6 protein-coding genes, 2 rRNA genes and 3 pseudogenes are annotated in these 13,428 nt (G+C 39.7%); 8 read left to right on the top strand and 3 right to left on the bottom strand.

Annotated elements, in window-relative coordinates; all coding sequences use genetic code 11:
- Positions 1-297: 297 nt before the first annotated feature.
- Both B9T27_RS02550 and rrf read left to right on the top strand, forming a co-directional pair.
- Positions 298-3,192: ribosomal RNA gene (locus B9T27_RS02550) — 23S ribosomal RNA — on the top strand.
- Between the two features lie 178 nt (positions 3,193-3,370).
- Positions 3,371-3,485 (top strand): 5S ribosomal RNA (rrf, locus tag B9T27_RS02545).
- A gap of 287 nt (positions 3,486-3,772) precedes the next feature.
- Here the strand turns inward: rrf and B9T27_RS02540 are convergent.
- Positions 3,773-4,462: a TIGR04219 family outer membrane beta-barrel protein gene (locus B9T27_RS02540; RefSeq protein ID WP_086205278.1), complete on the bottom strand. Its 690-nt coding sequence runs from the start codon at positions 4,460-4,462 to the stop codon at positions 3,773-3,775.
- Positions 4,463-4,991: 529 nt separating this feature from the next.
- Here B9T27_RS02540 and B9T27_RS02535 point away from each other — a divergent pair.
- The 3 genes from B9T27_RS02535 (at position 4,992) to B9T27_RS02525 (ending at position 7,521) form a co-directional block, all read left to right on the top strand.
- Entirely contained in the window at positions 4,992-5,576 is a 585-nt protein-coding gene (locus B9T27_RS02535; protein WP_086205277.1) for a DUF1287 domain-containing protein, read from the top strand.
- A gap of 343 nt (positions 5,577-5,919) precedes the next feature.
- The gene (locus tag B9T27_RS02530) at positions 5,920-7,398 is read left to right on the top strand and encodes a sodium-dependent transporter (protein ID WP_086205276.1); all 1,479 of its coding nucleotides are present in this window, start codon (positions 5,920-5,922) and stop codon (positions 7,396-7,398) included.
- Between the two features lie 12 nt (positions 7,399-7,410).
- Positions 7,411-7,521 (top strand): methionine/alanine import family NSS transporter small subunit, encoded by a 111-nt coding sequence (locus B9T27_RS02525; RefSeq protein WP_086205275.1) that lies wholly within the window; start codon positions 7,411-7,413, stop codon positions 7,519-7,521.
- 60 nt (positions 7,522-7,581) lie between these two features.
- Here B9T27_RS02525 and rsmB read toward each other — a convergent pair whose 3' ends face one another.
- The gene (rsmB, locus tag B9T27_RS02520; protein WP_086205274.1) at positions 7,582-8,892 is read right to left on the bottom strand and encodes a 16S rRNA (cytosine(967)-C(5))-methyltransferase RsmB; all 1,311 of its coding nucleotides are present in this window, start codon (positions 8,890-8,892) and stop codon (positions 7,582-7,584) included.
- Positions 8,892-9,851, bottom strand: a complete 960-nt coding sequence (fmt, locus tag B9T27_RS02515) for a methionyl-tRNA formyltransferase (RefSeq protein WP_086205273.1) — start codon at positions 9,849-9,851, stop codon at positions 8,892-8,894. The genes rsmB and fmt overlap by 1 nt, the downstream gene beginning before the upstream one ends.
- Positions 9,852-10,299: 448 nt before the next feature.
- Here fmt and B9T27_RS15195 point away from each other — a divergent pair.
- The 3 pseudogenes from B9T27_RS15195 to B9T27_RS15185 form a co-directional block, all read left to right on the top strand.
- Positions 10,300-10,447, top strand: a pseudogene (locus B9T27_RS15195) (ESPR domain-containing protein); the annotation flags it as partial.
- Positions 10,429-11,247 (top strand): annotated as a pseudogene (locus B9T27_RS15190) (hypothetical protein); the annotation flags it as partial. The pseudogenes B9T27_RS15195 and B9T27_RS15190, both read left to right, overlap by 19 nt.
- Positions 11,248-11,556: 309 nt before the next feature.
- Positions 11,557-12,831 (top strand): annotated as a pseudogene (locus B9T27_RS15185) (YadA-like family protein); the annotation flags it as partial.
- Positions 12,832-13,428: the final 597 nt, after the last annotated feature.

Here is a 13,428-nt window from a genome sequence, read left to right as displayed (position 1 = left end):
GTGATTTATCACAGTATCTTGACCTGACGAAGGCAAGACAAATCATTAACAGATTATATTTGAGTTGAAATAAATTGTTTAAGGCTCAGAACGAATTAAACATTTAATTGTTACACGCAAGTGAAATGATTAATTGGATATGACGAACTGAGAACTAGCGATTACACTGAATCAAGCGTTTTGGAAAACGAATTAGATTGAAGCTGTATGGTGATTAAATTCACAATACTTTGAACTGTGTGGCGAAAGCCTGTTGTTGCATCGCTTGTAGATGCTAACGACTGTTTGGGGTTGTATAGTCAAGTAATTAAGTGCATGTGGTGGATGCCTAGGCAGTCAGAGGCGATGAAAGACGTAATAGCCTGCGATAAGCTCCGGGGAGGCGGCAAATATCCTGTGATCCGGAGATTTCTGAATGGGGAAACCCACTTACCATAAGGTAGGTATCGCATGATGAATACATAGTCATGCGAGGCGAACGAGGGGAAGTGAAACATCTCAGTACCCTTAGGAAAAGAAATCAATTGAGATTCCCTTAGTAGCGGCGAGCGAACGGGGACCAGCCCATTAAGTTATGTGTGTTTTAGCGGAAAGCTCTGGGAAGTGCTACCGTAGAGGGTGATAGTCCCGTACACGAAAGGGCACACATAATGATGACGAGTAGGGCGGGGCACGTGAAACCTTGTCTGAATATGGGGGGACCATCCTCCAAGGCTAAATACTCCTGACTGACCGATAGTGAACCAGTACCGTGAGGGAAAGGCGAAAAGAACCCCTGTGAGGGGAGTGAAATAGATCCTGAAACCGCATGCATACAAGCAGTGGGAGCCGGCATTGTGTCCGGTGACTGCGTACCTTTTGTATAATGGGTCAGCGACTTACATTCAGTAGCAAGGTTAACCGTATAGGGGAGCCGTAGAGAAATCGAGTCTTAATAGGGCGTTCAGTTGCTGGGTGTAGACCCGAAACCGGGTGATCTATCCATGAGCAGGTTGAAGGTTGGGTAACACTAACTGGAGGACCGAACCCACCGTCGTTGAAAAGCCGGGGGATGACTTGTGGATAGGGGTGAAAGGCTAATCAAACTCGGTGATAGCTGGTTCTCCCCGAAAGCTATTTAGGTAGCGCCTCGGACGAATACCATTGGGGGTAGAGCACTGTTTCGGCTAGGGGGTCATCCCGACTTACCAAACCGATGCAAACTCCGAATACCAATGAGTACTATCCGGGAGACAGACTGCGGGTGCTAACGTCCGTAGTCAAGAGGAAAACAATCCAGACCGCCAGCTAAGGCCCCAAAATTATAGTTAAGTGGGAAACGATGTGGGAAGGCATAGACAGCTAGGAGGTTGGCTTAGAAGCAGCCATCCTTTAAAGAAAGCGTAATAGCTCACTAGTCGAGTCGGCCTGCGCGGAAGATGTAACGGGGCTAAAACTATATGCCGAAGCTGCGGATGTGCAATTTATTGCACGTGGTAGGGGAGCGTTCTGTAAGCCGATGAAGGTGGATTGAGAAGTCTGCTGGAGGTATCAGAAGTGCGAATGCTGACGTGAGTAACGACAATGCGAGTGAAAAACTCGCACGCTGAAAGACCAAGGGTTCCAGTCCAACGTTAATCGGGGCTGGGTGAGTCGACCCCTAAGGCGAGGCCGAGAGGCGTAGTCGATGGGAAATTGGTTAATATTCCAATACTTCTGTGTAATGCGATGAGAGGACGGAGAAGGTTAAGTCAGCCTGGCGTTGGTTGTCCAGGTGAAAGGTTGTAGGCATGTATCTTAGGCAAATCCGGGGTACTCTATGCTGAGAACTGATAGCAAGCTAGTTTACTAGCGAAGTGGCTGATACCATGCTTCCAGGAAAAGTCTCTAAGCTTCAGTTACACAGGAATCGTACCCGAAACCGACACAGGTGGTCAGGTCGAGTAGACCAAAGCGCTTGAGAGAACTCTGCTGAAGGAACTAGGCAAAATGGTACCGTAACTTCGGGAGAAGGTACGCTGTCGACGGTGATGGAATTTACTTCCTGAGCGGTTGACAGCCACAGAAACCAGGCCCCTGCAACTGTTTATTAAAAACATAGCACTCTGCAAACACGAAAGTGGACGTATAGGGTGTGATGCCTGCCCGGTGCTGGAAGGTTAATTGATGGGGTTAGCGTAAGCGAAGCTCTTGATCGAAGCCCCAGTAAACGGCGGCCGTAACTATAACGGTCCTAAGGTAGCGAAATTCCTTGTCGGGTAAGTTCCGACCTGCACGAATGGCATAATGATGGGGGCGCTGTCTCCAGCAGAGACTCAGTGAAATCGAATTCGCCGTGAAGATGCGGTGTACCCGCGGCTAGACGGAAAGACCCCGTGAACCTTTACTGCAGCTTGACATTGAACTTTGATCTTACTTGTGTAGGATAGGTGGGAGGCTTTGAAGTGGTGACGCTAGTTGCCATGGAGCCAATCTTGAAATACCACCCTGGTAATATTGAGGTTCTAACTCTGCTCCATTATCTGGAGCGAGGACCATGTCTGGTGGGTAGTTTGACTGGGGCGGTCTCCTCCTAAAGAGTAACGGAGGAGTACGAAGGTGCGCTCAGCGTGGTCGGAAATCACGCGTAGAGTATAAAGGCAAAAGCGCGCTTAACTGCGAGACCCACAAGTCGAGCAGGTACGAAAGTAGGTCTTAGTGATCCGGTGGTTCTGTATGGAAGGGCCATCGCTCAACGGATAAAAGGTACTCTGGGGATAACAGGCTGATACCGCCCAAGAGTTCATATCGACGGCGGTGTTTGGCACCTCGATGTCGGCTCATCTCATCCTGGGGCTGAAGCAGGTCCCAAGGGTATGGCTGTTCGCCATTTAAAGAGGTACGCGAGCTGGGTTTAGAACGTCGTGAGACAGTTCGGTCCCTATCTACCGTGGGCGTTGGAAATTTGAGAGGATCTGCTCCTAGTACGAGAGGACCAGAGTGGACGAACCTCTGGTGTACCGGTTGTGACGCCAGTCGCATCGCCGGGTAGCTATGTTCGGAAGGGATAACCGCTGAAAGCATCTAAGCGGGAAGCCTACCTCAAGATTAGATTTCCCAAGGACTTTATGTCCTCTAAAGAGCCGTTGAAGACTACGACGTTGATAGGTTGGATGTGGAAGTGCGGTGACGCATGAAGCTGACCAATACTAATTGCTCGTGAGGCTTGACTATACAACACCCAAACAGTTGTATAACTTCATCTGATTCTTGCAAAATGCTTGATTTAGTGCTCGCTAGACCTTAAACTTCAACTCAAATATTTCTGTTAATAACTCTTTTGACCAAAGCTAGGCACAACGAAGCGTAAGCAACGTAATTAAGACCATAGCGAGTAATCATAAACAGTTGTGCTGGCGACAATAGCAAGAGTGAACCACCTGATCCCTTCCCGAACTCAGAAGTGAAACCTCTTAGCGCTGATGGTAGTGTGGGGTTACCCATGTGAGAGTAAGTCATCGCCAGCTCATTATTCCTAAAAACACCCCTTACAATGTAAGGGGTGTTTTTTTATGCGCGGAAGTTAATGAATTAAGAAAATGAGCGGTACTGGTGCTGTGTATTTAGAGATTAAAGGTAAATTAACGCTCTAGCTTACTTCCTCATGCTTAAACTGATGATCACTTTTTAAGTTAGAGAGGGTAGTTAGTTTTTTATGATTAGTAGTGTAATTTTTATTATTTGAGTGATCGATAATAAAAAACAGATCAACATTTTAAGCGAAGATCTGTTTGATTTTATGCATCTTTAAAGCTTAGAAGTGAGCATCTAAACCAATATAGGGGCCTTTAAAATCGAATTTCATGTCACGTTTATTGAGATCATTTAATTCAATATTAAGGACACGATAACCTACTTTTGCACCCAAATCTAAGAATAAACTTTGAACAAAGTTATATTGAATTTCTGCTTGCGCATCGGTAATTTTTACATCATTGATATTAGTATACGTCGCTTCTGCTTTAGCACTTAGCCCTGTAAATGGAAGTTTGGCACCTGCTTCAGCATAGATAATTGGTGAATACTCATCAATGTTGACATTTTGGCCGAATTGTTTTGTATTACCATTCAAGCGTGTTGCACCAACACCAATGTCTGCTTTAACCACATTGTCTAAAATTTCATAATAAAAAATCAAATCAGTATGATCTAAATTAATTTCAGTTTTATCTAAGCCTAAAGTATTTGCTTTAGTTTCTAAATTTAATTTTGTATATTTTGCTTTAATATTTGGAATGATTGGCACAGGATGTTCAAAGGCAACAGAAAGTTGTACAGTTCCATCACGATCAATATCTTGATCTGCTTGATATTTTTTATTGATATTAGAGTTTCCATCAATATTCCAATAGCTAATATCACCTTTTAGACCAATAAAATCTGCTTGAGCAAATGAGCTTAGTCCGAGTGCTACAACACAAAGTGGCAATTTATAAAATTTCATATTTCCCTCAACAAGACGAAATGATTAATTCATTCCATTATTTTCTTACTTAAATATATTTTATGACGGTTAAAACTGAAGGGCATGATATAGGGATTTATAAAAATTTGCATTATTAGAATATTGAAAAGTGAGTAGTCATACGTGAAAGAGGTAATGAGTGTTTTACGATTTATTCAAATGTAGCTGTATTTAAAAAGATAATGTTAGAGAAGGATGAAGACTGTATAAAAGTATAGCTATGATTAAAAGCTATTTTATAAGGGTCTATACTTAAAATCTAAACTAGATATTATATAGATATAATCATTTCCATATGGGTGGAGTTTTAAACTATGAGATTCTAGCTTCCTAATTAGAATATATATCATTTTGATTGTATAAAAGATTTAGGCTTAAGGAATAGGCACCGAATTGGCAGTTTGGATATAGAGTAAGAATGGTTGCTTGTAATTAAACAATAAGTCATATTAGAAGAGAGTTAAGTTGCTTGCTTAGATTTTGGTTATTGATATCGAGAATAAGAACAATGAAAAAGGCATTATTTCAGTCCATTCTTATCTTAAGTTTAGCTTTTTGTAGTTTAAGTAGTTTCGCATTTGAAGCAAAAAAACTGGTTGATGATGCCCGTTCGCAGATTGGTCGGACCTTATATTATGACCCAGCTTATACTGCGTTAAAATATCCGATGGGTGATGTGCCTATCTTGAAAGGTGTATGTACTGATGTAATTATACGAGCTTTACGCCATCAGGGTATCGATTTGCAGCAACGTATGCATGAGGATATGCAGAAGAACTTTAAGCAGTATCCACAAAAATGGGGCTTAAAAAGTACAGATCGGAATATTGATCATCGGCGAGTTCCGAATATCATGACCTATTTAAAACGTCAGGGCTATACAATTCAGGAGAAGCAGTATTTACCAGGTGATATTGTCACATGGGATCTGGGCAATGGTTTGGTGCACATTGGTATAATTTCGAATCAATTGACCCTGTTGTCAAAAACTGCATTGGTGATTCATAACATAGGTTATGGAACCCGTGAAAATGATATTCTGCATGAATATAAAGTTATTGGGCATTATCGTTTGCCGGCTGTTTTAAAATAAGTCACTCAGATAAGTACAGTTTAAATGTGATTTAAAGCTAATTAATAAATAAGCGGATAAAAAAACAACGAAAAGAGATAAATAACAAGAAATAAGTGAAGATTCAGTGCCTAAATTACAGAAAAAATGAAGGAAAACAGGTATTGTTGCGTCATTCAACAGTAATTTTTGAATCATTTTCTTTAAGCAAGAAATGGTTGTTTTTGCTGGTTTGTAATTAGAACAAAGTGCTCATAAGGCGCAGTCTTATTCAAACAACAATATTTTTTTGGTTCTTTCTTTGCATGTGATATCACAATCAAAATAAGCAGCACTGAAAGATGCCTATAGTATTAGGTGTGTTATGACAGAAACTCGTGAACACTGGTCAGCACGATCAGGCTTTATTATTGCAGCAGTTGGTTCTGCTGTTGGCTTAGGAAATATTTGGCGGTTTCCATACGTTGCTTATGAAAATGGTGGTGGGGCATTTTTAATTCCCTATCTCATCGCATTATTAACAGCAGGTTTACCTTTGTTGTTTTTAGATTATGCTGTAGGACACCGCAGTTCGGGTGCACCGCCAAAAGCCTATAAAAAATTGTGGAAGCCCGCAGAAACCTTAGGTTGGTGGCAAGTCTGTGTTTGTATCATCATTGCTTTGTATTATGCAGGTGTATTGACTTGGGCTGGAAGCTATATTTACTTTTCTATGGGACAGATGTGGGGTTCAGATCCTGAAAGTTTCTTCTTTAAAACTTTTCTACAAACGAGCGAAGCTAAAACTTTTGATATGAGTTTTGTCAGCCATTTATTTTGGCCATTAATTGCTGTTTGGGCTGGCGTGATGGCTATTCTGTATGGTGGTGTGAAAAAAGGGGTAGAACTTTCTAATCGAATTTTTATGCCTTTACTGGTGGTACTGTTTACCATTCTAGTCATTCAGGCAGTACGCTTACCAGGTGCAACAGAAGGTTTGAATGCCTTCTTTACACCTGATTGGTCAAAGATGATGGATTATAAAATTTGGCTAGCAGCGTATGGCCATATCTTCTTTAGTCTATCTGTTGGTTTTGGAATCATGGTGACTTATTCATCTTATTTGAAACCAAAAACCAATTTAACGGGCTCAGGCCTAATTGTTGGTTTTGCTAATTCATCTTTTGAGCTTTTAGCGGGTATTGGAGTATTTGCTGCACTTGGCTTTATGGCACACGCTGCTGGAAAACCTGTTGATGAAGTGGTGAGTGGAGGTATTGGTTTAGCTTTTATTGCCTTCCCTAAACTCATTTCAAGCCTCGGTGCAGGGGCAGACTTTTTTGGAATTTTGTTCTTTGGCTCGTTATTTGTCGCAGGAATCACCTCAATGGTGAGTATCCTTGAAGTGCCGATTGCAGCATTACAAGACAAATTGAAGTGGGGGCGTACTAAGGCCGTAACCATTATTGGTGGAGCGACAGGGCTTGTTTCAATTTTCCTATTTTCAACCAAAAATGCGGTTAAATTAGTCGATATTATTGATCACTTTATCAATAACTTAGGTATTGTTTCGGGTGCTTTAATTTCAATTATTATGGTGTCTTGGTTTAAGCGTCGTTTAATGACGGAGCTTGAAACTCATATTAACCATATTTCGACTATTCAGTTGGGTAAAACATGGGAATTCACATTAACGATTGTGACGCCTGTGGTTTTATTATCAACACTTTTACTAGCATTAAATTCACTTATTCAGACAGGTTATGGTGATTATTCCAATAGTCTGCTGTTTTGTTTTGGTTGGGGCAGTATCATCTTCTGCGCATTGGGTGCATTGTTGATGTCTAAGATTCACGATCGATAGGAGACTAACTTTATGAATACTTCTGCAATTGTGATTATGATTATTTCGATGTTGTTATTGTGGGGCGGTTTGCTCTTGGCAATTCTACATTTGGTTAGACATCCTGAAAACTTGGATGATTAAATTAAAGTAATAAAAAAGGTGGCTTAAAAGCCACCTTTTTTATTTTTGTATTGATCTATTTTAGGCAATTTTTTCGATTCGGCAATAATAAAAGCCATCACCATGACCGATTTTCGGTAACAGTTGGCGACCATGTGCTTGTTCAATACCCCAATCTGCTTCAATTTTAATTTCTTTGGCATCTGCATGTGTTGCAAAGAAATTCAGCATTTGCTGTTCATTTTCAACTTTTAAAATAGAGCAAGTAACATAGAGCAAGGTGCCACCGACTTTAAGTTGTTGCCACATATTTTCCAAAATTCGTTTTTGTAGCTCGACGGTTTTGGCAATATCACCCGATTGACGTAATAAACGAATATCTGGATGACGACGAATCACACCAATCGCTGAACATGGTGCATCTAAAACAATGCAGTCTGCCAGTTCAGGTGCAGTCCATTTCGCTGCATCGGCCGTAATAATACTGACATTTTGGTCGCCTAATGCCAAACGTTCTAAGTTCTCATGAATACGTTTTAAGCGTTTCTCATCTTGATCTAAAGCTATTAACTTTCTAGGTTGATAGGTCTCTAAAATATGTGCAGTTTTACCACCTGGAGCAGCACAGGCATCAATTACAATTTTACCATCAAGGTTTGGCAATAATGTGGCACAGAGCTGAGCATGTTCATCTTGTACAGAAAAACCACCGGCTTCAAAGCCTGGTAAACTTGGAATATGTAAACTTTCATCTAGCACAATACCGACTTCTGAAATTTCACAAGCGTGAGCATCAATGTCTTCATCTTCTAAAATTTCTAGATATTCTTCACGGCTAACTTGTAGAGTGTTGACACGTAAGGTTAAAGGTGCAACTTGCTTGAGTTCATAACTCAATGCCTCAAAATCATCGCCCCAATCTTTCTTTAAACGTTTATATAACCAGCTTGGTAAGCCGTGTGCATTTTCAAGCACTTCATAGAATTGTTCAGTTTCACGAGTTGCACGACGTAAAATAGCATTAACAACCCCACTTAAATTTTCCATACCCAATTGCTTTACTGCATCAACAGTTTCAGAAATTGCCGCATGTGCTGCAACGCGAGTAGACAAAAGTTGATATAAACCCACATAAATACAGGTTTCAACCACAGCATTATCGAGTGGTTTGCTAAGGAGTGGTAGTGCAACTTGCTTTAGCGCATGCCATTGGCGCAAACAACCTAAAACCAATTCATGATACAAAGCACGGTCTTTATCTGACACAATATTCATGTGTTGATTTAAAACGGATGCAAGTGATTGACCATTTTGGACAGCCAATAAAGTTTTAACAACCTGAGCGCGTAAATTTAACGCTCTCTCTGAGGCGTAATGTGCAGATTGTTTCATTATAAAATTTGTCCAAGAGTAAGTTTTTGAGTTTGTGCAATTTGTACAGCATTGAGTGCTTTACCACCTGGCCATTGTAAGTTGTTAATACAAATACAATTTTTATCACCACAGGCGACATGAACACCTTGTTTATCTATTGCCACAATTTCGCCTGCTTGAGCTGAGTAAGTGACATGCTGAGAAAGCGATGAATTCCAAATACGGAGATTTTGTGTCTCATCTAGAGGTGTAAATGCCACGGGCCAAGGATTAAATGCACGGATATTACGGTCAATTTCAACTGCTGTTTGTGTCCAGTCGATTTGAGCTTCTGCTTTAGATAATTTATGGGCATATACCGTCAAAGCTTCATTTTGAACTTCACGTGCCGCTAAATAATGCTGTAATTTTTCTTCTGAGGCTAAAACAGTACAAATTGCTTCTGCTCCCTGAGCTGCAAGTTTGTCATGTAAGGTAGCTGAAGTATCTTGTGCTGTAATGGGACAGATGGTTTTAAACATCATATCGCCAGTGTCTAAACCAGCGGCCATTTTCATAATGGTTACGCCTGTTTCAGTGTCACCTGTGGCAATGGCACGTTGAATAGGTGCCGCACCGCGCCAGCGGGGTAATAAAGAACCATGAATATTGAGACATCCATATTTAGGGGTATCTAAAATCACTTGCGGTAAAATTAGACCATAAGCAGCAACCACCATCACATCTGCATGTAATGCCGCCAATTCTTGCTGAGCCATCAAGCCTTCTTCGGTTGAAGATTTGAAATGTAAAGGTTGGTAAACAGGCAAGTCATTTTCTATTGCCAGTTGTTTTACAGCTGAAGCTGATAATTTTTGTCCACGTCCTGCTTTACGGTCTGGCTGAGTATAAACAGCGACAATTTCATGTTCAGTGTTTAGTAGTGCCGCTAATGCAGTGGCAGCGAATTCAGGTGTACCCGCAAAGATGATTTTCAAAGACTGAGCTCGAATAGATGGCTTAGCTAAAATTATAACAAAGCTCTAGATAGGATGCTGTAGCTAATAAACTTTAAACGTACTTTTTAGAATCAGAATGTCATTTTTGTAGAATCTGCTCGAGAATAAAAATACCCAAAAGGTGATTCTTTAAGGACACAGCGATTTACATATTAAAATAATATGTGAATTGTATCTTATATTTGTTATATAAATTAAATAATAATGAATAAAAAATTGATTAATTATTAATAATTGTTAAAAAATATTAAAAAGTAATAGAAATCGCAATACGATGTGATTATTATAACTGCTAGAGGTATATATAAAAAAAGGAGAATCAGGTCACATAATAATTATATATCTTTGTAATAATGGTGTTAAAAAAATAAGCAATTTTATGTTTTTGGGTGAAAAAAGCGACCTAAATATCTAAAAGGAATAACACATGAACAATATCTATAAAGTGATTTGGAATGCGACTTTAGGGACATGGATAGCAGTATCTGAATTAGCCAAAGCTAAAACAAAATCTTCTAAAGTAACTGCGATAATTGGTACTGCAACTATTTTTTTAATGGTTAGCTTAAGCCCTGCGGCAATGGCTACAGGAATGCATGATGATGACCCTCATTCTTCTGGACAAAATTGGAAAATTAATACAGGAAAAACAGGTACTGGAACAGTATCAGGTAATAGTTCCACAGCCGTTGGATCTGGTGATGAAGTAAAATTTATAGCAGGGAATAATATTGCACTTACACAAGCTGGAAAAACAATTACAGTAGCAACAAATCCAGACTTAGTATCGACCAGTATTACGACGGGCAATAGTCAACTCAATAATAATGGGCTCACGATTGTGGGTGGCCCTAGTGTCACGACTGGAGGGATTAATGCAGGTAATAAAACGATTACCAATGTCGCTAGTGGTGGTATGACTACAACCAATGCTGCAAATATTGGAGATTTAAATACAGCAACGTTGAATACGACTAATGCTTTAACGAGCAAAGGATTAGATTTTGCTGGTAATAGTGGTGCGAATGTACACCGTAATTTAGGTCAAGTTCTAGATATTAAAGGTGGTTTTACAGGAGCAGATGCTGCGGCCAGCAATGAGAATGTAAAGACTGTAACGACAGCCAATGGTATTGATGTTCGACTAGCCAAAAATGTGAAATTCGATAGTGTTGCAACAGGTGCGAGCAGCTTAGATAGCAATGGCTTGAGCATTTCAGGTGGTTCTAAATTTACAAGTGCAGGGATTAGTGCGGGTAATCAGGTGATTAATAATGTTGCTGATGGCGTCGCTCTTTCTGATGCTGTTAATAAGGGACAATTAGATACGACGAATCAGAATATAACCAACTTACAGAATCAAACTTTCAAAATTCAAGCGAATGGCGATGCTGCAACAGCAGTTAAATCCAGTGATACCGTGCAATTTAAAGACGGAGCAAATATTCAGATATCACGAAGTGGTAATGATATTACGTTTGCAACTGCACCAACAGTGAACTTTGATCAAGTCACAGTTGGATCTGTTATTACAGATAAGGCAAAAAATACGATTGTAGGTTTGTCGAATACTTCAATTACAGCCAGTGATTTCGCGACAGTCGGTCGAGCAGCATCTGAAGAGCAGTTAAAGAAAGTAGCTGATAATGCAACTAATGCCAATAGAGGTTGGACATTTAGTACAACGAAGATAGGTACAGGTATTAGAACTTTAACAAATAATAGCTCTACAACTGTAGCACCAGGAGATGATCTTGAATTTGTGGCTGGAAACAACATTGAACTGACGCAAGTAGATAAAGTCCTTACCATAGCGACTAATCCAGACCTAATCTCTACGAGTATTACGACAGGGAATAGTAAACTCGACAATAATGGAGTCTCGATTGGCTCAGTGGTTCAATTGGGTGGTACTGGTTTAACTATTGTCGGCGGGCCTAGTGTCACCACAGGAGGAATTAGTGCTGGTAATAAAATCATAACCAATGTTGCAAATGGTATTGTGGGTTCAGATGCTGTCAATAAAAGTCAGCTAGACTCAGCAATCATTAATGTGCAAACCAATATTAATCAAGTGAATGATCAAGCTGTTTTATACAATAAGAACCCAGATAGTAGTGTAGATAAGAACAACATTACCCTTGCAGGAGGAGATAATGGTACAGGTATACACAATCTAGCTGATGGTGCAATTGCAGCTGGATCCAAAGATGCTGTAAATGGTGGCCAACTGGCAGATGTTCGAGATAGTTTACAAGGTCAAATTGACATTACTACTACTTACCTTACCAATTTCCAAACTACATTAGATAGTGGTTCAATGGGTTTAGTTAAACAAGTGGATGGCCCCAAAGGTGTTATTACTGTCGCTAAAGATACTGGTGGTACAACTGTGAATATATCTGGGACTGATGGTAATCGTGTCATCACGGGTGTAGCCAAGGGTGCTGTTAATGCAACATCTACAGATGTTATCAATGGTTCGCAGTTGAATACAACAAACCAGGCTGTGGTGAGTTATCTGGGTGGTGGTGCTGGTTATGACAATATTACGGGTAGCTTCAATGCTCCCGCTTATAAGGTCGATAGTAAAGAATATAATAATGTGGGTGGTGCAATTGATGCACTGAATCAAGCTGATCAGAACTTAAATAGTAAGATTAATAACGTCAACAATAAGTTGGATGATGCATTCCGTGCAACCAATCATCGTATTGATAGCGTAGAAGATAAAGCCAATGCGGGTATTGCTGCCGCTATGGCGCTTGAAAGTGCACCTTATATTGCAGGGAAATATACTTATGCAGTGGGCGCTGCTTATCACAGTGGTGAAAATGCGGTAGGTGTAACACTACGTAAGACAGCTGATAATGGTCGTTGGTCAGTTACAGGTGGTGTGGCTGTTGCGTCACAAGGTGATCCAAGTGTACGTATTGGTATCAGTGGTGTAATTGACTAATCTACTTGATGAGGAAGATCTACGGATCTTCCTCATTATTTTTAATTTTAATTAAGCAGTAAAAGGAAAAATGCTGTGGAGATTTTAGAAGTTTTGGTTTAAGGCGATGTTCAAAAGTTAGATGACGTCGAGCAGCATATAAGTGAGTAAGTGAGCACTATTCTAAATAAATATTTTAAGCTTAAACTGACTGTAACAACTGAGAATCGGCTAGGTATCGTGTTTAAGGGGAAACCATAAATCGAACAATATTTAAAAATAAAAAAATATTGTATCTACTCACTATTTTTAATAAAAGATTTTTTGTATATCGCATCTTAATTATAAAAAATATTTATGTAATTTTTAAAAAATATTCATGAAAAGTTTTGTATTTAATTTATCTGTATCAGTTTATATTATCAAATAACATTCATTTCTTTATATAGACAGCCGAAATACTCATAACCTTTATCGTATAAAAAAAGACCATGCTTGTGGTCATCTGTTAAACAGTAAGCTGTAGTATGATGGGCCTATATTTCGACTGATTTTACGCTATATATTCGTATTATTCAGCCAGAGTGAATCAGAAGATTCATTTTAAGCTCAAACTTT

The sequence above is a fragment of the Acinetobacter sp. ANC 4648 genome (assembly GCF_002135345.1).
Classification (GTDB): domain Bacteria; phylum Pseudomonadota; class Gammaproteobacteria; order Pseudomonadales; family Moraxellaceae; genus Acinetobacter.
Note: the sequence above shows the minus strand (reverse complement) of the source record. Positions and strands in the feature narration are given on the sequence as shown.